Source organism: Acinetobacter sp. CE-15 (genome assembly GCF_051059255.1).
Lineage (GTDB): Bacteria > Pseudomonadota > Gammaproteobacteria > Pseudomonadales > Moraxellaceae > Acinetobacter > Acinetobacter guillouiae.
Genome location: NZ_CP192737.1, coordinates 424763 through 446406 on the forward strand (window position 1 = coordinate 424763; position 21644 = coordinate 446406).

The 21644-nt window shown below is 39.6% G+C and carries 21 protein-coding genes; 14 read left to right on the plus strand and 7 right to left on the minus strand.

The features are described 5' to 3' along the window. Positions 1 to 71: 71 nt before the first annotated feature. A complete protein-coding gene (aroE, locus tag ACQ7EO_RS01915; RefSeq protein WP_239044803.1) occupies positions 72 to 860 on the minus strand; it encodes a shikimate dehydrogenase in 789 nt (262 codons plus the stop codon). A 181-nt stretch (positions 861 to 1041) separates the two neighbouring features. Between aroE and ACQ7EO_RS01920 the strand changes: the two genes are divergently transcribed. Then, the gene (locus tag ACQ7EO_RS01920; RefSeq protein ID WP_035370575.1) at positions 1042 to 1251 is read left to right on the plus strand and encodes a hypothetical protein; all 210 of its coding nucleotides are present in this window, start codon (positions 1042 to 1044) and stop codon (positions 1249 to 1251) included. A 282-nt stretch (positions 1252 to 1533) separates the two neighbouring features. On the opposite strand, the gene hemF is transcribed toward ACQ7EO_RS01920, so the two are convergent. Continuing rightward, the gene (gene hemF, locus ACQ7EO_RS01925; protein ID WP_004816827.1) at positions 1534 to 2475 is read right to left on the minus strand and encodes an oxygen-dependent coproporphyrinogen oxidase; all 942 of its coding nucleotides are present in this window, start codon (positions 2473 to 2475) and stop codon (positions 1534 to 1536) included. A 274-nt stretch (positions 2476 to 2749) separates the two neighbouring features. Here hemF and hemN point away from each other — a divergent pair, with 274 nt between their 5' ends. Beyond that, a complete protein-coding gene (gene hemN / locus ACQ7EO_RS01930) occupies positions 2750 to 4114 on the plus strand; it encodes an oxygen-independent coproporphyrinogen III oxidase (RefSeq protein ID WP_434278776.1) in 1365 nt (454 codons plus the stop codon). 210 nt (positions 4115 to 4324) lie between these two features. Here hemN and ACQ7EO_RS01935 read toward each other — a convergent pair whose 3' ends face one another. Then, on the minus strand, positions 4325 to 4582 hold the full coding sequence (locus tag ACQ7EO_RS01935) for a DUF4844 domain-containing protein (RefSeq protein WP_434279585.1): 258 nt from the start codon (positions 4580 to 4582) through the stop codon (positions 4325 to 4327). 122 nt (positions 4583 to 4704) lie between these two features. Then, positions 4705 to 5307 carry a GTP cyclohydrolase II gene (ribA, locus tag ACQ7EO_RS01940; RefSeq protein ID WP_034616453.1) on the minus strand — a complete coding sequence of 201 codons (603 nt, stop codon included), beginning with the start codon at positions 5305 to 5307 and terminating at the stop codon, positions 4705 to 4707. A gap of 315 nt (positions 5308 to 5622) precedes the next feature. Here ribA and dxs point away from each other — a divergent pair, with 315 nt between their 5' ends. The 8 genes from dxs to ACQ7EO_RS01980 all read left to right on the plus strand — a co-directional run bounded on the left by dxs (position 5623) and on the right by ACQ7EO_RS01980 (position 14722). Then, positions 5623 to 7527: a 1-deoxy-D-xylulose-5-phosphate synthase gene (dxs, locus tag ACQ7EO_RS01945; RefSeq protein WP_151801362.1), complete on the plus strand. Its 1905-nt coding sequence runs from the start codon at positions 5623 to 5625 to the stop codon at positions 7525 to 7527. A 130-nt stretch (positions 7528 to 7657) separates the two neighbouring features. Next, positions 7658 to 8488 (plus strand): inositol monophosphatase family protein, encoded by an 831-nt coding sequence (locus ACQ7EO_RS01950; protein ID WP_004725624.1) that lies wholly within the window; start codon positions 7658 to 7660, stop codon positions 8486 to 8488. A gap of 656 nt (positions 8489 to 9144) precedes the next feature. Further along, positions 9145 to 11082 carry a DEAD/DEAH box helicase gene (locus ACQ7EO_RS01955; protein WP_434278777.1) on the plus strand — a complete coding sequence of 646 codons (1938 nt, stop codon included), beginning with the start codon at positions 9145 to 9147 and terminating at the stop codon, positions 11080 to 11082. Positions 11083 to 11493: 411 nt separating this feature from the next. Beyond that, positions 11494 to 12312, plus strand: a complete 819-nt coding sequence (locus ACQ7EO_RS01960) for an ABC transporter ATP-binding protein (protein ID WP_004725631.1) — start codon at positions 11494 to 11496, stop codon at positions 12310 to 12312. Continuing rightward, positions 12309 to 13088: a lipid asymmetry maintenance ABC transporter permease subunit MlaE gene (mlaE, locus tag ACQ7EO_RS01965; protein ID WP_004725633.1), complete on the plus strand. Its 780-nt coding sequence runs from the start codon at positions 12309 to 12311 to the stop codon at positions 13086 to 13088. Before ACQ7EO_RS01960 ends, mlaE begins: the two co-directional genes overlap by 4 nt. After that, on the plus strand, positions 13088 to 13765 hold the full coding sequence (locus tag ACQ7EO_RS01970; RefSeq protein ID WP_004816841.1) for an outer membrane lipid asymmetry maintenance protein MlaD: 678 nt from the start codon (positions 13088 to 13090) through the stop codon (positions 13763 to 13765). The genes mlaE and ACQ7EO_RS01970 overlap by 1 nt, the downstream gene beginning before the upstream one ends. Positions 13766 to 13786: 21 nt before the next feature. Next, the gene (locus ACQ7EO_RS01975) at positions 13787 to 14407 is read left to right on the plus strand and encodes an MlaC/ttg2D family ABC transporter substrate-binding protein (protein ID WP_004816842.1); all 621 of its coding nucleotides are present in this window, start codon (positions 13787 to 13789) and stop codon (positions 14405 to 14407) included. A gap of 27 nt (positions 14408 to 14434) precedes the next feature. Beyond that, positions 14435 to 14722 (plus strand): toluene tolerance protein, encoded by a 288-nt coding sequence (locus tag ACQ7EO_RS01980; protein WP_314338727.1) that lies wholly within the window; start codon positions 14435 to 14437, stop codon positions 14720 to 14722. Between the two features lie 115 nt (positions 14723 to 14837). Here the strand turns inward: ACQ7EO_RS01980 and ACQ7EO_RS01985 are convergent, their stop codons facing one another. Continuing rightward, positions 14838 to 15851 carry a magnesium and cobalt transport protein CorA gene (locus ACQ7EO_RS01985; protein ID WP_004816845.1) on the minus strand — a complete coding sequence of 338 codons (1014 nt, stop codon included), beginning with the start codon at positions 15849 to 15851 and terminating at the stop codon, positions 14838 to 14840. A gap of 158 nt (positions 15852 to 16009) precedes the next feature. On the opposite strand from ACQ7EO_RS01985, the gene ACQ7EO_RS01990 reads away from it, so the two are divergent. After that, positions 16010 to 16627 carry a TIGR00730 family Rossman fold protein gene (locus ACQ7EO_RS01990; protein ID WP_004816846.1) on the plus strand — a complete coding sequence of 206 codons (618 nt, stop codon included), beginning with the start codon at positions 16010 to 16012 and terminating at the stop codon, positions 16625 to 16627. 77 nt (positions 16628 to 16704) lie between these two features. Continuing rightward, a complete protein-coding gene (locus ACQ7EO_RS01995; RefSeq protein WP_434278778.1) occupies positions 16705 to 17103 on the plus strand; it encodes an NUDIX hydrolase in 399 nt (132 codons plus the stop codon). Positions 17104 to 17155: 52 nt separating this feature from the next. Here the strand turns inward: ACQ7EO_RS01995 and ACQ7EO_RS02000 are convergent, their stop codons facing one another. Together ACQ7EO_RS02000 and recG are read right to left on the minus strand one after the other, a co-directional pair. Then, complete coding sequence (locus tag ACQ7EO_RS02000) at positions 17156 to 17785, minus strand: ComF family protein (RefSeq protein WP_434278779.1); 630 nt, start codon at positions 17783 to 17785, stop codon at positions 17156 to 17158. A 220-nt stretch (positions 17786 to 18005) separates the two neighbouring features. After that, positions 18006 to 20051 (minus strand): ATP-dependent DNA helicase RecG, encoded by a 2046-nt coding sequence (gene recG / locus ACQ7EO_RS02005; protein WP_434278780.1) that lies wholly within the window; start codon positions 20049 to 20051, stop codon positions 18006 to 18008. A gap of 59 nt (positions 20052 to 20110) precedes the next feature. Between recG and ACQ7EO_RS02010 the strand changes: the two genes are divergently transcribed. Together ACQ7EO_RS02010 and ACQ7EO_RS02015 are read left to right on the plus strand one after the other, a co-directional pair. Further along, positions 20111 to 20932 (plus strand): NAD-dependent epimerase/dehydratase family protein, encoded by an 822-nt coding sequence (locus ACQ7EO_RS02010; protein ID WP_434278781.1) that lies wholly within the window; start codon positions 20111 to 20113, stop codon positions 20930 to 20932. A gap of 20 nt (positions 20933 to 20952) precedes the next feature. Beyond that, a complete protein-coding gene (locus ACQ7EO_RS02015) occupies positions 20953 to 21465 on the plus strand; it encodes an alpha-ketoglutarate-dependent dioxygenase AlkB (RefSeq protein ID WP_434278782.1) in 513 nt (170 codons plus the stop codon). The last annotated feature ends 179 nt before the right edge of the window (positions 21466 to 21644 follow it).

Below are 21644 nucleotides of genomic sequence, written 5' to 3' on the forward strand. Positions count from 1 at the left end.
TGGTTTGGTTAAAAAGAACCTCAATTGAGGTTCTTTTTTTATGGATTTTTTAAACAAAGATACATCCATGATTAAAGAAAATCTTTTAAATTTGGACGAACCCCATTCCAAATATAAAATGCTTCGATGGCTTGCCCAACCAACATACCGAAGCCTTCTGAGCTTGGAACCTGACGCGCTTTGGCTTGATCGATAAAACTTGAAGGTTTGCCATAGGCCATTTCATAAGCATGGTGAAAGGTTAAGGTTTCAGGAAGAATCAGTGCATCACCCGTTAAGCTTGCCGAAGTCGCATTGATAACAAGATCAAATTGCCCATCTAATTCATCTAGGCTACAAGCGGAAAGTTTTGCTTCAGGAACAGCGCTTTGTAAATCGGCCACCAATTGTTCTGCACGTGAACGGGTACGGTTGGCAATCACAATTTTTTTAGCCCCCGCTTTTACCAGAGGGTAAACCACGCCGCGAGTTGCACCACCCGCTCCAATAATCAAAATATCTGTGTTTTCTAAAGTCCAGTCTAATGCTTTAATCGCATCGACTAAACCTTGTCCATCTGTATTGTCACCATGCAATACACCGTTTTCCATCCAAAGCGTATTGACCGCCTTGGCGATTTTTGCACGTTCTGTCAGTTGTTGGCATAAGGCAAAAGCTTGTTCTTTAAATGGCACAGTAACATTCATACCTACGCCATTGTGAGCAAAGAATTCAGTTACACTTGCAGTAAAGCCATCGAGTGGGGCAAGACGTTTTACATAGTTGAGATCAATACCAGTCTTTTCTGCAAAGGCATGGTGTAGTTCAGGTGAACGAGAGTGTTCAATCGGATTTCCAATGACTGCGAATAGTTTACTCATGCCAAATGTCCAAGTATTGATTGTGTTGATTTTTAGAGAATGTCGACAATATACGTGAAAATGGATGATACAACCAAACTATATGCAGTTTAGCTTATGCTAAAATTTGAATAAATTGATGATTTAGAGCGCTTTTTTAATCGCGCTAAAGCTGGTTTTTAAGAGGAAGGTTTTTTGGGAAATGTTGTGCTTTAAAAAAGATGCTTATGGATTGCAAACTGACTCTAAGAAGTCAAGAAAAATCATAGCAAAAACAACAAGAAAGCCAGCAGATAAAACAACACTAGAAGTAATTGAGATGCTGTCAGAGAGATGGTTGTTAGAGATAATGGTGGTTGAAATGGAACATGCTAATAAAAATAAAATACTGAATGAAAGTGTAACCTTGTGATTTTCTAATAAATTCCTCATACCTACCTCTGGTTTCTACCGCTATAATAATCTTTAAACGCTAAGACTTTATCAAAAAATTAAGGAAATTTTAAGGTTGGTATCTTAGTCAGGTTTGAGCATATATTAAATTAAAAAAGTGTCCTTATCGTGAATTATTCTCATTTTAATTGTGAGTAAATCTTTCAAGCGCTATCCTCTCAGAAGGATTCATCGGTATACGTTAAAAAGCTATCTTGAATGCAAGATAGCTTGGTCACGATGAAAGCTAAATGGCGAGAGATTATTTTAATATCGACAACCAATCTTTAGGTTTTAAATAATGAGCAGTGAGACGTTTTTCTGGGCTGTTTTCATCCCATTCTGGGCGATAAGACCATGCTGCAAGCGGTGGCATACTGACCAGAATAGATTCAATTCGACCACCAGTTTGTAAGCCAAATAAGGTGCCACGATCATAAACCAAATTATATTCAACATAGCGACCGCGACGATACAATTGGAAGTCTCGTTGGGCTTGTGTAAATGGTTTATCCTGATTTCTTTGAAAAATAGGCAAAATAGCATTTAAATAACCATTTGCGACCGCTTGGATATATTCAAAGCACTTTTCAAAATCCCATTGATTTAAATCATCAAAAAACAAACCACCAATACCACGTTGTTCATCACGATGTTTTAAATAGAAGTAATCATCACACCATTGTTTATGTTCAGCATAAATTTCTTCACCAAACGGTGCGCACAGGTCGAATGCTGTTTGGTGCCAAGATAAAACGTCTTCATCATTGGGGTAAAAAGGTGTGAGGTCAAAACCCCCACCAAACCACCAAATTGGTGCTTGCCCTTCGGGTTCTGCAACAAATAGTCGTACATTGGCGTGAGATGTGGGAACATTGGGATTTGTTGGGTGAATGACCAAAGAAACCCCCAAAGCTTGTGCTTTGGCTCCAGCGATTGCCGGATGGCGTTCTGTTGCTGAAGCTGGCAGTTTGGAAATGTTGATGTGAGAAAACATCACCCCGCCTTTTTCGATCACAGTACCATTTTGTAGAACACGTGAACGACCACCACCTCCTTCAGGGCGTTGCCAGTCATCAATTTCAAATGTTGCAGTGCCGTGGCCTATTTGTTCTTGTTGCTCTAGGGCAGAGCAGATTCGAGCTTGTAAATCTGTCAGGAAATCACGAACACGTTGAATATCTGCAGAAGTCGGGTTTTGCATGATCATCCTCGAAGGAGAATTGAAAAATTTTCTACATCAAAACATAAAACGCTAAAAAAACAAAACCAAGTCATTATAAAGACATGTTTTGAACATGGTGTGAATGAATCGAATGAGCCTAAAAAATCTGTGGGTATCACGGATACATGCTAGGCAATCCCGAGCAATTCGCTAGGTTGAAATCTATCCTTCAGCTCAGCACAATGTATTGAGGATAAATTCAATTTTTGGGTTTATTGCATTTTGAATGTTAATTGCGTATCGAGCAGTGAATATGAGTTGTTCTTTGATTCAAAAATACAATGTTGCTGGACCCCGTTATACCAGTTATCCAACGGTTCCATATTGGGAGGAGGCATCATTTTCGCTGCAACAATGGAAACAGACCTTAAAGTGCTCTTTTGATGAGTCTAATCACGTTGAAGGCATCAGTCTTTATATTCATTTACCATTTTGTGAAAGTCTATGTACATTTTGCGGATGCCATAAAAAAGTCACCAAACGGCATGATGTTGAACAACCCTATATTCAAGCCGTTTTAAAAGAATGGGACTTATATTGTCAGTTGTTAGCAGACAGACCCATCATTAAAGAAATCCATTTGGGTGGCGGGACACCAACATTTTTTTCAGTTGAGCATTTACAACAATTAATTCAAGGTATTTTAGCCAAAGCCAATATTGCAGATGGTTATGAATTTAGTTTTGAAGGGCATCCCAATAATACCACGCGAGATCATTTACAAGCCTTGTATGAGCTTGGCTTTCGCCGTGTCAGCTATGGGGTGCAAGACTATAATGAGACTGTTCAGAAGGCTATTCATCGTGTGCAACCTTTTGAACATGTAGAAAGAGTGACGCAATGGGCAAGAGAGATTGGTTATACATCGATTTCACATGATCTGGTTTTTGGTTTGCCATTTCAAAATTTAGCAGATGTGTTGCATACCATTGATTTGACGAATACGTTAATGCCAGATCGCTTGGCTTTTTATAGTTATGCGCATGTGCCTTGGATTAAGGGCAACGGACAGCGTGGGTTTAAAGATCATGATGTACCTAAAGATGGGATGAAGCGAACGCTGTATGAGGAAGGGAAAAAGCAACTTTTAGCGCATGGTTATCATGAGATTGGGATGGATCATTTTGCTTTAGATCGAGATGAGATGTATCAAGCATTTCATGCAGGTACTTTGCATCGTAATTTTATGGGTTATACCTCATCAAAAACACAAGTCATGATCGGATTGGGCCTATCTTCAATCAGTGATAGTTGGTATAGCTTTGCACAGAATGAGAAAAATTTAGATGCCTATTACACTTGCCTTGAAAATGATGAGATTCCTGTGGTCAAAGGGCATGTGTTAAGTGTCGAAGATTTAAAGATTCGTCAGCATATTTTGAATTTGATGTGTACTTTTCAAACCTCTTGGTCAGATCAAGCGATGGATTTTGTTGAACGTGGTGATGTGATTCAACAGCTTGTTGAAATGCAGCATGATGGTTTATTGAACATTGAAGCGGATCGGATTGTGATCACGGAGCAAGGGAAGCCTTTTGTTCGAAATATTTGTATGGCGTTTGATTTACATTTAAAGCGTAGAAAGCCTGAAACACAAATTTTCTCGATGACGATTTGATTATATTTTACAAAATATTGTATTTAAAAATTTAGATGAAGAAGTGTAGATGATTCCTTTCTTTTCAGGGATGAAAAGAAACAAAAATCCTTTGTTGGGCAAAGGGGACTCCTGTCACCCTTGCCCAACGGCGACATCCCTGTCGCCATCCGCGATAGCAAAACCTTTCTTGATGTTTTATTTATAAAAATTAGTGAATTAATAGAGAGGTTATGGTTTTACTGATTTCTTTTGTTCAATTAACTTATTAATGACTTCACCATATACCCAAGTATTTAAAATACCATCTGAGCTTTCTAGGCCAATAATATCTAAAAATTTTTCATAGCTAACAGCAACTTGTTCTCTATCATCTGTATCTAGGCTATATGGGTCAATTTGATTGAGTTTTTGCTTTAATTGAGGATTTTTGATCCCAGCATATAAAAAATGGTCTTGTTGTTGGAACTGTCTTAATTGTTGAATGATTACAGATTGGGCTTTTGAATCAGATGCCTGACACTATGCGCTGAGTTAAAGGAGACTGATTGCAAATAAAATTGAGCTTAATTTCATTAGTTCAGTCTCCTATTATTTAACTTAGTGATTATTTAAAAATCATCTTTCTCATACATATGTGACATACGATCATGTTTGGTTTTTAAATAATCTTCATTGAACTTATTTAATCCCACTGTCAACGGTACACGGTCTAATACATCAATACCTAAATCTGTTAAAGCTTTTAATTTTAATGGATTGTTGGTAATGAGTTTAACTTGTTTGACCTGTAAATGATCAAGCATGATGCTACACATATCATATTTACGTGCATCAGCTGGTAGGTTTAACAATAAATTTGCATCAACGGTATCATGCCCTTGATCTTGCAAAGCATAAGCACGGATTTTATTGGTCAAGCCAATACCACGACCTTCTTGGCGCAAATATAAAATCACACCTTGGCCTGCATCATTCATCATTTTCATGGTGTTGTGCAATTGAGGGCCACAGTCACATTTTAATGAACCAAAGGCATCGCCAGTTAAACATTCTGAATGAATACGAACTAAAACGGGGTTTGTAGGCGCGATTTCTAAACCCTTAGAAAGAGCAACATGCTCTTCACCTGTTTGTGGATCTTGAAATACAGAAATTTTAAAATCACCATAAGCAGTGGGTAATTTTGAAGTGGCAACAAACTCTATTGACACAGAATCTTCCATCTATTTGTTTAGAAATTGGCTAAAGTATAGCGTAATGCTTGGACATTGGTAGGTTTGTAAAGCATGTTTTTATAGATAACATTGCTATAAAAATTTCTTTTTTGTATAAAGCACACGATAATAGTTGATATATAGATAGATTATTCATGATAATTGACACCAAGAGCACACTTGCTGACTTGGAAGTTCCAATGACGCATCATTATAAATGTGGCTGATTGAATGTGATATCATTGGTTCTCACAATCATGCTAACCCGTTTACCTAGCTAGATTTGCCAGGCTTTAGAAGGCTTTGCCACATATGTTGTATACCGAAATACCTAGTCATCGTCCTGTTACGCCTTTGTTGAATGAAATTAATCATCCTCAACAATTACGTCAGTTTGAGCAAAGCCAATTGCCGCAGGTCGCAGACGAATTGCGTCAATTTATTTTGTATGCTGCTGGACAAAGTGGCGGGCATTTTGGTGCAAACCTTGGCGTTATAGAATTAACAGTTGCCTTACACTATTGTTTTGAAACACCACGGGATCGTTTAGTTTGGGATGTGGGCCATCAGGCTTATCCACATAAAGTCCTTACAGGACGCCGTGAGCAATTGATGACCATCCGTTCTAAAGATGGATTGGCGGCTTTTCCAGCGCGTGATGAATCTGAATTTGATACCTTTGGTGTAGGACATTCATCGACTGCAATTTCTGCTGGCTTGGGTATGGCCTTGGCACGTCGTTATCAAAAAGATCCTTGTGAAGTTGTTGCTATCGTTGGTGATGGTGCGATGACTGCTGGAATGGCATTTGAAGCCATGAATGATGCAGTGGCGCATAATGCTGATTTGATGGTGGTACTCAATGACAATGATATGTCGATTTCATGTAGCACGGGTGGTTTTGCAAAGCATTTAGCTGCAATTTGGGAACAAGGGCAATTCATCAATATTGATGAAGAAGGGCAAGCTTTTGTACAGGATTGCCCTGAATGGAACTACAACTCTCGTTTACATCAATCTGCGACTGATGCTGCGGATAATCTATTTAAAGCCATTGGTTTTGATTATTTTGGCCCATTTGATGGACATGATGTGGAGCAACTGGTACAAGTCTTTAATGCGCTGAAAAAGCGTAAAGGGCCACGTCTGATCCATGTCTATACCGTGAAAGGTAAGGGTTTTGCACCTGCTGAAGCGGATCAAATTAAATATCATGCGATTGGCAAAATTAATGCTTCAGCAACTAAAAATCTAGCGCCAAAATATTCAGATGTATTTGGGCAATGGCTTTGTGATGAAGCTGCACAAGACGACAGATTACTCGCAATTACGCCTGCCATGTGTGAAGGCTCAGGCATGGTACAGTTTGCTAAACAATTTCCAGAGCGTTACTTTGATGTTGCAATTGCAGAACAGCATGCAGTGACATTAGCTGCGGGTATGGCATGTGAAGGATTGAAGCCAGTTGTGGCAATTTATTCAACCTTTCTGCAACGCGGTTATGACCAACTGATTCATGATGTTGCTTTACAAAATCTTGATGTGACCTTTGGTATTGATCGTGCAGGTTTAGTCGGCGAAGATGGTCCTACGCATGCTGGTGCGTATGACTATGCTTATATGCGTACCGTACCCAATATGGTGATCATGGCGCCAAAAGACGAAAACGAATGTCGCCAAATGTTGCATACAGCATATCTATACAAAGGCCCAACTGCAGTACGTTATCCACGCGGTAACGGTTTAGGTGTAGAAATTCAACAACAGTTGATTGAGCTGGAAATTGGTAAAGCTGAAGTATTGTTAGAACTCAATACTGAACACGAAGAAGGAATCACAATTTTAGCCTTTGGTAGTCGTGTTCAACCTGCGCTTGAATCAGCAAAACAGCTGGCACCAAAGTTGGATATTGCAATTCGTGTGATCAATATGCGTTTTGTGAAACCATTGGATGAACAGATTATTCGTGATTTGGCAGACAAAACTCACTTATTTGTAACTGTTGAAGAACATGCGGTGATGGCGGGTGCGGGTAGTGCGGTCAATGAGTTCTTGGCACAGGCGCAAATTGTGAAGCCAATTTTAAACCTAGGTTTACCTGATGAATTCCTCGCACAAGCAAGCCATTCTGAAATGCTTCAAGACTGTGGTTTAGATGTAAAAGGTATTCAAAACTCGATTGAACAGGCTTGGTTAAAGCTGGTACAACACGTTTAAGCTCATGTAAAAGTTAAAGTTGTAAAATTTTAGCAACAAAATTTCCCAAAAAGCGCCGATATTTGCTAAAATGTCGGCGCTTTTATGCATTATTCTTTATCAGTATCTTCAAATTTGTAGTGGGTGTTCAATGGAACCTATGGTGGTGATGGCTGCGCGTGCGGCTCAGTTAGTTGGTCAAGAGCTTTTAAAAGCGCATCAAAATCGTCATAAACTCGATCTACAAGTCGAAGAAAAAGGTATTGATGGTCCAGTGACTCGTGTAGATCGTTATATCGAGCAGTTGACTATTGATACGCTTCGTAAAAGTTATAAAAATCACAGCTTCCTTGGTGAAGAGTTTGGACTACAAGAAGGTAAAGGTCACGATGCCGATTGGTGTTGGGTGATTGATCCTCTTGATGGTACTTTAAACTTTATCAATGCTTTTCCACATTTCTGTGTATCTATTGCAGTTCAACATAAAGGTGTAACTCAACACGGTGTTATCTATGACCCTGTGAAAGATGAGCTATTCTCTGCAAGCCGTGGTCGTGGCGCAATGTTGAATCAACGTCGTATTCGTGTGAATGTTAAAGACAGTCTTGAAAATACCTTTATGGGTGTGGGTCATGCTTACCGCGCTAAACGTAATGGTGAGATTGTTTCTTATGCGAAAAACCATTTTGAATCATTATTAAATGTAACTGAAGCTGGCGCACAATATCGTCGTGCGGGTTCTGCTGCATTGGACTTGGCTTATGTTGCAGCTGGTCGCTTAGATGGTTATTTTGAACTCGGTTTAAAACCTTGGGATATCGCAGCAGGCGAGCTTATGGTGAAAGAAGCGGGTGGTACAGTCGTTGATGCTCGTGGTGGTTCAGATTCTATGGAAAATGGTCAAGTGATTGCGTGTTCTATGAAAATGTTAAAACCATTGATGCAAGCTGTTGTTCCTGCTTGGGGTGAAGCTGCGAAGTAATTTATACTTGTGTAGATTGAGTTTTAAAAAGCCTTCATCTTTATGAGGGCTTTTTTATGGGTTGCGATTTAATGCGATACTATTAATACGAAATATCGTCGTTTAAACATTGATGATTGCAAGACCTAGCGAATAGTACTGATATAAAAATAATACAACTTATTGGGGAAGTTAAGAGCACATATCATTGGCAAACCAATACGATTATTCTAAGCGAGTTTACCGTGGAGTGTTTAGGGGGAGCTGTAGCAGATATTCTTGAGGATGAAAGTTTAGCTGTAGATCAAGTTTTTTATTTAATTCCTGAATATAATGAATGACTTAACACAATACAGGAAAAAACAATAAAACTTCGTGACATTATTATAAATTCTGCTATACTCTGCGCACGCACTAAATTTCGTTCATTACCTGAACATTTCTCTTCTATATTGTGTATGCGCGTCCGGTCCAAAGAGAGGACAATATTTCGCGCCCCACCCAATCGCTTAAGCGATTCCTTCAGGTTGCGGCTGTTATCAAATGTGCGTTATACGCATCGTCGTTCTCGGATCGCCGCTGATTCTATATTTTCAGCGATTATTGCTGTGCCGCTTTTTGCCGATGTCCATCAGACCATATATTAATGGAGCACCCACATTAGGGTGAATATCTCTATGAGCAAAACTTTTGCTGAATTTTCATTAGACGAGTCGCTACAGAAAGCACTCGAGAGTCTTGGTTTTACTACGCCGACTCCTGTTCAAGAACTATCTATTCCAGCGGCTTTAGAAGGAAAAGACCTTCTAGTATCAAGCCAAACTGGTTCTGGTAAAACTGCTGCATTCTTACTCCCTACGTTAAACGCTTTAGCTGGTCAAGATACTTTTGTACCATTTAAAGATCGTATGAAAGCAGTAACTCAACCAAATATCTTGGTGATTTCACCTACTCGTGAACTTGCACAACAAGTATGTCAAGATGCGATTGCATTTGTACGCCATATGAAAGGTGTACGTGTTGCAGCAATCATGGGTGGTATGCCTTTTGGTAAGCAAATCCAACAATTAAAAGGTGCACAAGTTGTTGTTGCGACTCCAGGTCGTTTACTTGATCTTGTAAACCGTCGTCAAATTAAACTTGATTTAGTTGATGCTTTAATCGTCGATGAAGCTGACCGTATGCTTGACTTAGGTTTCTCTGAAGACCTAGAAGCTATCAGCGATTTAGCTTTAAATCGTAAACAAACATTAATGTTCTCTGCAACATTTGCACCACGTATCATTAATCTTGCTGAACGCATGATGAACGAACCTGAACGTATTGCAATTGAAACAGGTCATTCTACAAATACTGATATTACCCAAACTTTACATTGGACTGATGGCTTTGAGCATAAGAAAAAATTGCTTACGCATTGGTTAAATGAAGAAGACGTAGATCAAGCAGTTGTATTTGCTTCAACTCAAGAAGATACAGATATGCTTGCTGAAGAGCTTGCAGAAGCTGGTCTTTCAGTTGTTGCGCTTCATGGTGCTATGCCACAAACTGTACGTAACCGTCGTTTACGCAGTATCCGTGAAGGTCGTGCAAAAATTCTTGTTGCTACAGACGTAGCTGCTCGTGGTCTTGACGTACCAACAATCTCTCACGTAATTAACTTCGGTCTTCCAATGAAGAATGAAGATTATGTGCATCGTATTGGTCGTACAGGTCGTGCGGGTCGTACTGGTAAAGCAATCACTTTAGCAACTTACCGTGAACGCGGTAAAATCCGTGCTTTAGAAGATTATTTAGAAGCGCGTTTAAGTGTTTCTGAAATCGAAGGTTTAGAGCCATCTCCACCTCCAGCTCGCGGTAGTCGTGATGGTGGCGGTCGTGGTCGTAGTAACGGTGGCGGTCGTCGTGAAGGCGGTCGTGGCGGTTTCGGCGGTGGTCGTCGTTTTGAAGGTGAATCAAACTTCAAACGTCGTGAAGGCGGTGATGATCGTCCACGTCGTAGCTTCGATGACAAACCACGTGGTGATCGTCCATCTTATGGTGATGACCGTCCTAAGCGTGATTTTGGTGATCGTCCACCACGCCGTGAAGGTAGTTTTGGTGATCGTCCACAACGTTCATTCGGTGGCGAAGATCGTCCTAAGCGTGATTTTGGTGATCGTCCACCACGTCGTGAAGGTGGCTTCGGTGACCGTCCACAACGTTCATTCGGTGGTGAAGATCGTCCTAAGCGTGATTTCAACTCTGATCGTCCACGTCGTGAAGGTGGTTTTAACGATAAACCTCGTTTTAACTCGAATGATGACAACCGTGGCAACAGCGTAGATTACAAACCACGTCGTGAAGGCAGTTTTGCTGATCGTCCTAAGCGTGATTTTGGTGATCGTCCACCACGTCGTGAAGGTGGTTTCGGTGACCGTCCACAACGTTCTTTCGGTGATGATCGTCCTAAGCGTTCATTCGGTGGTGAAGATCGTCCAAAGCGTGAATTTAATTCAGATCGTCCTAAACGTGCGTTTGGCGGTGAAGATCGTCCTAAGCGTGAATTTGGTGGTGAAGACCGTCCAAAGCGTGAATTCAATGCAGACCGTCCGCGTCGCAAATTCAACGATTAATTAGATATTTTTAATAAAAAACCAGCCTTCAGGCTGGTTTTTTATTGCAAGTTGAAAAGTATTTGGTAGAATAAAGTGTGACATAGTTCAATTTATTTAATAAAACAGTTAGACTTAACTTATGAAAAATTGAATCTAATAAAGTTGATGATTTCTTTGAGGTAATTATGTTATATATGTTCTCACTTTTATTGATCTCAAATGTTGGGTACTTTTTTTATAGCCTGCTTTTTAGATAATCTATTTGCTCATTAAATAAAATTTAAAAGTAAAAAACTAAAAAATAGCCCAACAAACATTGTTTATAAAGATGAATATTCTTTATGATTTTTTATTATCTTTTAATTACAAAACATATAGATATTTAAGAGTATAGTATGTGGGCTGATAAATGCAGGAAAAAGTTCAGCTATGAATAAACACAGTCATTCCGAAGCTGAAGCTTTAATTGAAGTCAAAAATTTAAGTTTTAACCGAGGTGAACGCGTTATCTACGATAATGTGAGTTTGCAGATTCGTCGTGGGCAGATTACCGCAATCATGGGACCATCTGGAACAGGTAAAACAACCTTGTTACGGCTCATCGGTGGTCAGCTTAGCCCAGATGCTGGTGAAGTACGACTTGATGGGAAAAACATTGCTTCGATGTCACGTAATGAGCTTTTTGCTGCACGTGCGCGTATGGGGATGTTATTTCAGAGTGGTGCGTTATTTACCGACATGACCGTCTATGAAAATGTTGCTTTTCCAATTCGCGCACATACAAAATTACCAGAAAATTTAATTGCTGAGTTGGTGGCACTAAAATTAGAGTCGGTTGGTTTGCGTGGTGCTGAAAAGTTGATGCCCGCAGAACTTTCTGGCGGGATGAATCGACGCGTGGCGCTTGCTCGTGCGATTGCGCTTGATCCAGATTTGATTATGTATGACGAACCTTTTGCTGGGCAAGATCCGATCGTGATGGGGGTTTTGACCCGATTAATTCGATCATTACGTGACGCTTTAGATCTAACAACAATTATTGTTTCACATGATGTTGATGAAACATTATCAATTGCTGACTATATTTATGTTGTGGCTGAAGGTAAGGTGCAAGGCGAGGGGACACCTGAGCAATTGCAACAGCACGCTTCTCCATTTGTACAGCAATTCTTAACAGGTTCGGTTGAAGGTCCTGTTGATTATCAATTTAGTCATCAAGCCTATTTAAGTAATGAGGTTAGTTCATGAATGCTATTGCCTTATTGGGTAGACGCGTTCTAGAACGTGTTCAGGGCATTGGTGTTGCAATGCTCATGTTGTTGCGCATTTTATTCTCTTTGCCAACAATACTTGGTGTAAAACTTTTCATTTATCAGATGTATCGAGTAGGCGTACTGTCTTTATTGATCATTGCTGTATCTGGGCTGTTCATCGGTGCAGTACTCGGTTTGCAGATGTATAACATCTTGGTCACTTTTGGTAGTGAAGCCATGTTGGGCGCAGCTGTGGCTTTAACCTTGTTGCGTGAACTTGCGCCTGTTGTGGCTGCCTTGCTTTTTGCTGGTCGTGCTGGCTCTGCTTTGACTGCTGAAATTGGCCTAATGAAGGCAACTGAACAATTATCCAGTATGGAAATGATTGGTGTTGATCCGTTAAAGCGTGTGATTTCTCCACGTTTATGGGCTGGTATTGTCAGTTTGCCGATGCTGTCTGTGATCTTTGCTGCGATTGGTATTATGGGTGGCAAAATGGTCGGTGTAGATTTTCTCGGCGCAGATGAAGGCTCGTACTGGAGTGGTATTCTGAGTAGCACTCAGTTTATGAAAGATGTGTTTAACGGGACCATCATTAAAAGTTTAGTATTCGCTTTAATTTGTACTTGGATTGCGGTGTATCAAGGTTATGCTTGTGAACCAACATCTGAAGGTATCGCAACATCTACGACACGTACTGTTGTGTATTCATCGTTATGTGTTTTAGGTTTTGATTTCGTGTTGACTGCGGTCATGTTCGGAGGTGTTTAATGAAATCACGTGCTAGTGAGCTGACCGTCGGTATTTTTGTCATCATTTTTGGTCTTGCTCTATTCTTTTTAGCCATGAAAGTGAGTGGTTTGGTCGGTACAAACTTAAAAGACAGTTATGAAATGACTGCAACATTCGACAATGTGAATGGTTTGAAACCGCGTGCAAAAGTGACCATGAGCGGTGTTAAAATTGGACAAGTTGATGCAATTACACTTGATCCTGTGACACGTCATGCAACGGTTAAATTCGATTTGGATGGTTCATTGACAACCTTCAATGCAGAACAGTTGAAGAAAGTAAAAGAAAATGCGCTAGGTGATTTACACTACAGTGCTGATTATCAGGCTGCGACACCTGAGAAACAAAAAGAAATGGAAACGCAACTGTTAGGTAACATGAAATCCATCACAAATATTGATGAAGATGCTTACATAATGGTCGCAACCAATGGTCTTTTAGGCGAAAAATATTTGAAAATCGTACCAGGTGGCGGCATTAACTACATTAAACGTGGTGAAAGCATTGAAAACACCCAGGGTACGATGGATCTAGAAGATTTGATTACCAAATTTATTACGGGTGGTGCAGGAAAATCATCAACTGGCACATCGGAAGCTAAAGATGCATCTGCATCCACTGAAACAACTGATGCTCAAACTTCATTTGTTGAATAGGCATTAGAGGAGTTATTGAAAATGAACATGCTGTTAAAACAAACTTTTACTGCAACTATTTTGGCAACTATGGTGGCGACTGCAGCTCAAGCTGCTCCAGCAGAAGCACCACCAGTATTTGTTAAACGTGTTGCTGATGGCCTGATTTCGCGCTTAAAAGCAGATCAAGGTAAATTGCAAAACCCTGCTACTGTGAAAGCGATTGTTCGCCAAAACCTTGATCCTTATGTGGATGGTCAAGCGTTTACACGTATTGTGATGGGAACTTATGCAAATAGCAGTACCCCTGCTCAACGTGCGCAATTTGAACAAAATTTCCGTAATACGTTGATTGAGAATTATGGTAGCGCATTTGCAAAGTATTCAAATCAATCGTATTCAATGCGTCCGTATAAGGCAACCAACAGCAAGTTTCCTGTCGTTACTTTAGACTTCAATAACAATGGCGAAAAGATCCCTGTATCTTTCCAATTGTCTGATGCAGGTAGCCAATGGAAAGTACGTAATTTGAATGTGTCTGGTATCGATCTAGGTTTGCAATTCCGTAACCAATTTGCTGCGAACGTGCAACGTAACGGCGGTAATATTGACAAAGCAATTGCAACATTCAAGCCTGATGCAGACGCTGCTGTTAAGAAGTAAGCTCATAACATAGATAGGTGCAAGCGAGTGATTGAATTTAAAAATCAGGAATTATATGTTAGCGGTAAAATTGCTTACGAGAATGCTGAAAGCTATTATTTAAATGGTTTGAGAGTGATTCAAAATGAGAGAAATTTTCCAATAACTGTGAATCTATCACAGCTTGAACATGGCAGTACCCTTGCTTTATCTGTGTTTGTGCAGTGGTTACGTCAAACACCAAATCTTCAGGGGCTGCAGTTTAAAGCAGTGCCTGAAAAGATGATGAAAATTATTCAAGCTTGCCATTTGCAAGATGACTTGAAATTAATTTAGCATATGCAATATTGATGTAAAAAAGCACCTAAAGGTGCTTTTTTATTGACTCATTTTTCTTTCTGCATTGAGCAGTGCTAAATCTCAACTCAATCCAATAAGGGGAATGGAGTATTTAAATCCATTTCTTCCATCTAAAGTAAGCCAAAGGCCCCACAAAGAAAGCAATTAAGATGCTAATCACCACATAAAAGCTCCAGTGGCCATGGGCAAAAGGCAGAATCTCAGTGTTCATCCCATAAATACTGGCAATCAACATCGGTGGCGCAAGCATACTGGGTAAGATGGAGAAGCGACGAATGGTATCGTTCTGTTCAGTGTTAATAAATCCAGAGGTGGTATCAAGCAAGAATCGTACTTTTTGGAACAAGAACGCATCATGTTCTACAAGGGAGCGTACATCCTCACTCAACTCTCGAATATCTGCATCATAGATATGGCTCCCCAATGCGCGAGGACGAGACAAAAAGGTCAAAACACGACGTAAGTCAATCAGACAGAGTTGCGCTTTTCCAAGCATATCTTCCTTTTGTGCTAGACGAGTAATCATGTCATCTAAGTCTAAAATCATTTCACGATGACGCACGTTGAGGACTTCTGTGGAATATAACTCTAAGTCTTTGTGGATATCTTCCAAGATATCCGCAAGCTCATCCAGTTTTGCTTCTAATAAACCTAAAAGAATCCATGTCGGATCTTTGTATTCAATTTCATAGTCATTACGGCGTGCGCGTGCGCGAAAGGCACGAAAGGCAACCAGCTTTTCACCACGCAAGGTAAATAAGCGGTCTTTATGCAAAATGAATGCAACCGTCTGCACATTGGCAAGCATGTTTGAAGTATCTTCGGGATCGCCTTCAACTTGGTAATTTTTATTTTTTGTTAAAAAATAAGTACTGATATGTAGAATCCCATCATCATCACGGTAGAATCGTGCAGAGGATGAAATGTCTTCTAAAGATTTAAGAGTTGGTAAATTTTGCTGATAAGCATCTAAAACCCATTCTTGTTCTTCTTGTGAAGGTGCAATGAGGTCAACCCATACCAATTCAGGATGTAGGTCGAATCCACCATTAATTGTTGCATCTTCTAAGCTACCGCGCTCAGTGGCGTAAAAGGCTTCAAGCATTATGTCTTTTCTCCCTTGCGCAGTGTGGTGTCAATTTGATGTGTGTATTTTAGACAAGGATTTTAGGAAAAACACTCATTACATTGCTGTTTTGTAAAAAAAATCTTGATTGGTCGTCTGCATTTTTAGCATGACAAAATTAAAGTTAGGTTAAATTTATGAATTCTATTGCTATTTTTTGTGGTTCATCATTAGGTACGGATCAAATTTTTGCTGATGTTGCAGAGCTGACTGGTGAAACAATCGCCAAGCAAGGGAAAACTTTGGTCTATGGTGGTGGTCGTTCAGGCTTAATGGGCATTGTTGCTGACAGTGCTTTGGCAGCAGGAGGCAAAGTGATTGGTGTAATCCCTCAGGGTTTGGTCGATCGTGAATTGGCCCATCCAGATTTGACCGAGCTGTATATTGTTAAAAATATGCATGAACGTAAAACAAAAATGTCTGAACTTTCCGATGGCTTTATTGCATTGCCTGGTGGTGCAGGAACCATTGAAGAGATTTTTGAGCAATGGACGTGGGCACAATTGGGAATTCATTTAAAACCTTGTGCATTTTTAAATGTTGAAGGTTTTTATGATGATTTATTGAAATTTATTCAACTCACGACAGACAAAGGTTTTTCTAAAGCGCGTTTTACAGATCAGTTGATTGATTCTGCTTCGATCGAAGAAATTCTAACCCAGTTTAGTCACTATCAAGCACCAGAACCAAAATGGGGTGTAAAAGAACGTGAAGAATTGGTTAAATTAGATCAAGCAGATCGTACATTTGGTTAAAAACTAAAACACAATATATTGTTTTTAAATTTATTGCTGTCACAATATATTGTGTTTTTATTCTATTTTTAAATCTTATGAATGTAATTACTGTCGCGGCAGCTGTGATTTTGAATGATAAAAATCAATTGCTCTTGGTGAGAAAGCAAAATACACAATTTTTTATGCAGGTTGGTGGAAAGCTAGAACCCAATGAACCACCTGAGCAGACCATGTTGCGTGAGATTTTAGAAGAAATTAGTGTTCAAGCCGAAATTACTCAGTTTATTGGGCGTTTTGAAACAAAAGCGGCCAATGAAGCAGACTTTCAATTGGTGAGTTATCTCTATTTAGTTGATCTAGAGCAAACACCAAAAATCAATGCAGAAATTGCTGAAATGAAATGGATTGATTTAGATGATGTGCAAACGCTTTTAGCGCCATTGACCAAAGAGATCGTGATCCCATGGTGTAAAGCAAATTTAATCCATTCATAATTTTTGCTATGTTTGCTTCACAATGTATGTATTGCTGAGCGATGATGAAAATTTATTGAGCTGCGGCAATGCAGACGCTATAAATCTGCTGGCAACCCAAGTTTTCTAAAGCATGGGTTAAAGCATGAATTGAACTGCCTGTGGTCACGACATCGTCAATAATCATTACTTTTTTATATTTTCTTTTTTCTGTTTCGATCATTTTAAATTGATATTCAATATTTTCTAAGCGCTCAATTCTACTTAAACCTTTTTGTGAGTGTTGTGCTTCTCGAATCACGGGTTGCCATACTGGGATATTTAATTGCCTTGCCATGATTTTGGCGATAATCAGCATTTGATTGTAGCCACGTTCTTTTAAACGAGCAGTAGAAATTGGCATAGGAACAATGGCTTGAATTTTAGGTAGGCTTAAATTCAATAAACTTTGTGCCAATAGTGTCTGATATTGCAGTTGTTGTTCATATTTATAGACTTGGATGATGCGATCAATTGGGAAGTCGTAACGGTGAGCACAAACAATCTGGTGTTGATGCCGTTCTATATGCTGCTTATACCAAGGAAGTTCGTTCCAACACGTGTTACAAAGGGAATGCTGTTGTTGTCGATCTATTCCACAAAGCAGGCAAGGGGAAAGGCTTTGTATGCTTTTATGGAGAAGTTGATTGATAAATTGGAGCATGCTCTGTTCTATTTTTTATTTGGGATTAATTTCGCATAGTGTGTTGAATAGATCAATAGCAGATTTTTATTAAGCTTTATATCGCTTAATCTTCATATCACCATGTTATGACAACCTCCATGTCATCATTTGTGGTTATAGATTTTGATAAGCATCGTTAGACTGAATGAATCAAATATCTAAGCTATGATGTTTATGCATGGATATTCTAAATACATGTTTAGACATAGGCATATCTCGGTGCTTCAGGTAACCAGCGTTTTAATAAAGCTTCAGCATTTTTTGGATCATCTTTTAGTACTTGACTGGCAACATAATGTGCTTGATTAAGTAAATGATCATCTCGTTCTAGCTTGGCAACACGGAAACCCAAATCTCCTGTTTGCTTGGTGCCCAGTAATTCACCCGGTCCTCGGATTTCTAAGTCTTTTTCTGCAATGATAAAACCGTCATTGGTTTCACGCATGATGCGTAAACGTTCTTGGCCATTTTGTGATAAAGGATGTTTATAGAGTAGGGCACAGAAACTTGCGGTTGCACCACGACCGACCCGTCCACGTAACTGATGCAGCTGAGACAGACCTAAGCGTTCAGCATTTTCAATCACCATAATGGAAGCGTTTGGAACATCGACCCCGACTTCAATCACTGTCGTTGCAATCAGCAGTTGCAATTCATTGTCTTTGAATTGTTGCATGACCCGTTGCTTCTCATCGGCTTTCATTTTTCCATGGACTAAGCCAATATTAATCTGTGGAAAGCGATCTTTAATCTCTTGATAGGTGGCTTCTGCGGCTTGAGCATCGAGAGTTTCAGATTGTTCGACCAGAGTACAGACCCAATAGGCCTGTTTACCCTCAGCACAGTTGGTGGTGATACGATTCAACACTTCTTCGCGTCTATCAAGTGGAATCGTGACTGTTTGAATGGGAGTACGCCCAGGAGGCAATTCATCAATCACTGAAGTATCTAGGTCACCATATGCAGACATTGCCAGTGTACGAGGGATTGGTGTTGCCGTCATGACCAGTTGGTGTGGCGTGGTGTTATCCACGCCTTTATTACGTAAAGCTAGCCGTTGATCTACCCCGAAACGATGTTGTTCATCAATAATCACGAGACCAAGTTTGGAAAATTCAACATTGTCCTGAAATAAAGCATGGGTCCCCACCACAATATTGGCAGTTCCATCTTTAATGGTTTGTTCAGCCGCAGCGCGTGCTTTGCCTTTTTGTTTGCCTGAAAGCCATGACACATTTAAACCGAGTGGCTCGAACCATTTCTTAAAATTGATATAGTGCTGTTCAGCTAAAATTTCAGTCGGTGCCATCAGCGCCACTTGCCAACCTTCTTCCAAAATATGACAAGCCGCAACACCTGCAACCAATGTTTTACCTGCACCTACATCACCCTGAACCAGTCGCAACATAGGTTTGTTTTGTTTTAAATCTTTGGCAATTTCGTTTGATACACGTTTCTGTGCATTGGTCATTTCAAAAGGTAAGCTTGCCAATAAGGCTTTTGCAAATTTTTTACTGGTTGAAAATGCTGGCGCTGCAATTTGTTGAATATAAGCACGTCGGGTTAATAGGCTGATTTGATGTGCAACCAACTCTTCAAAAATTAAACGTTGTTGAGCAGGGTGAGAACCTTGTGAAAGTTGCAGCATATTGGCATTTACAGGAGGGTGATGAATATACTCCAATGCCTGTTTAAGCGCATAACCATTGGTGAATTTTTCAGGTAATAACTCAGGTAAAGCATCAGCGTGCTGGTTTAAAGCTTGCTTAACGTATTCACGTAATTTGGGTTGAGTTAAGCCTTCTGTGGCAGGGTAAATTGCTGTCAGTTGGGTTTTAGGGAGTGCTGTATGTTCAGTAATTAACTGGATCTCAGGATGGTAAAGTTCAAGGCCCCGAGCCCCTACACGGACTTCCCCAAAGATTCTTAAACGATTACCCGCTTTAGCACGATCTGTGAGTGCTTTATAGATATGATAGAAGCGTAAAGTAACTTTGCCAAAATCATCTTGCAATAAAATCGCCATTGATTTGCGTTTACCGGGTGGCATATCGATTGATCTGACCACGCCTTCCATGAGATAACTACGACCGACTTGTAATTGGTTCATGGGAATGATCGTGCTACGATCTTCATAATCACGTGGCAAATGAAACAGTAAATCATCTGTGGTGAAAATATTTAGTTTTTCAAGTAAAGCAGCGGCGGCATTGCCAACCCCTTGCAATTGATGGACGGCAGCCATGTCCCCTCAACTTAAGTTTGATTGATTTTGAAAATCGGTTTCGAAGAATAGGTCGTGTAATGCATATTCTATTTATTGGTTATGGTAAAACATCGCAACGTGTTGCCAAACAATTATTTCAGCAAGATCACCAAATTACCACAGTTAGCCGAAGTGCGAAAGATGATGATTTCGCACAACATTTGATTCAAGACATTCAACAACTCGATTTAGCGCAAATTCAGCCTGTCGATGTGGTGTATGTATTGCTCGCACCATCTCGAAATTCTCCGCTAAGTGCTATCGAAAATTATCAACAAACCTATGTTGATTCGGTACAGCCGATTGTAAGGGCTTTAAAAGACCATCCGCTCAAAAGAGTTATTGTGGTTTCATCGACACGTGTTTATGGGGAAAACCATGGTGAACGTATTGATGATGAGTCAACGCCTATTTCAAGTGATAAACAGGGGCAGTTGTTATTGGAAATGGAGCGGCGATGGCAACAGGCTTATCCAGCTAAATGTGTGATTGTGCGCCCAACTGGGATTTATGGCACATCCGTTGCTCGTATGATTAAACTTGCAGAAACCACACACAGCTATCCCAATATTCATTGGTCAAATCGAATCCATATAGATGACCTTGCACATTTCTTAGCGCATTTGCTTCACGTGGAACATCCAGAAAAATCATATATTTGTACAAATAATCAACCGCTACCATTGCATGAAATAATTTTATGGTTCCAACAACAGTTGAATTTATCGCACTTGGTTTTGGAAAGTTCCAATCAAACAGGGAAGCAGATTTTTGCGGGGAGGATGCTTGCAACAGGATTTAAGTGTGTGCATCAAAATTGTTATATTGATTATGAGCAAAAATTATTGTCAGAGTACTAAATTAAATTAGCGAGACTTAAGTGGAAGATATTATTTATATTAAAGAATTTTTAAAAGATAACCATAAATTATTTGCTCTTTTAAATAGGAAAATAATATGGGATGAGCGTATGACAGCACGTAAAACTGCGAGTTTTGGTAAAGCTTATAATTATTCTCAAATGTCCTATCCTGAAGCTCCTTTTTTGGGTGAAATAAGACCGATTATTGACTTAATTAAAGAGACTTTGAGTTTTGAACCAAATAATTGTCTTATTAATTATTATATGAATGGTCAGGCGCGTATGGGATGGCATTCGGATCAAACAGATGTCCTTGTTTCAGGAACTGGTGTTGTGATTATTTCTTTAGGTGGTGAGCGGATTTTAAAATTTAGAAAAATAAATGCTTATGAGGTAGCTTCTGAGTATTTGTTGGCATCTGGCAGCTTAATTTATATGAGTCAGAAGATTCAGGAGGAATGGCAACATTGTATTCCAAAATCAAATATTGAACAGGCTAGAATGAGTCTGACGTTTCGGAAGCTACTGTAAAATTTAGTCAGCAGATAAGTTGTTGGTGGGGCTAGAGCCTAAAAATAGAAATAATAAATTTAGCTGATGAAACTGTTACTTTTTCGTAGCTAGATATATCAAACTAGAATCTGAAAATTATAAATTAGCTCGTTGAGCCTTAGGATTATTCAATAATTGAGGCTTTGAGAAGTTCCCTC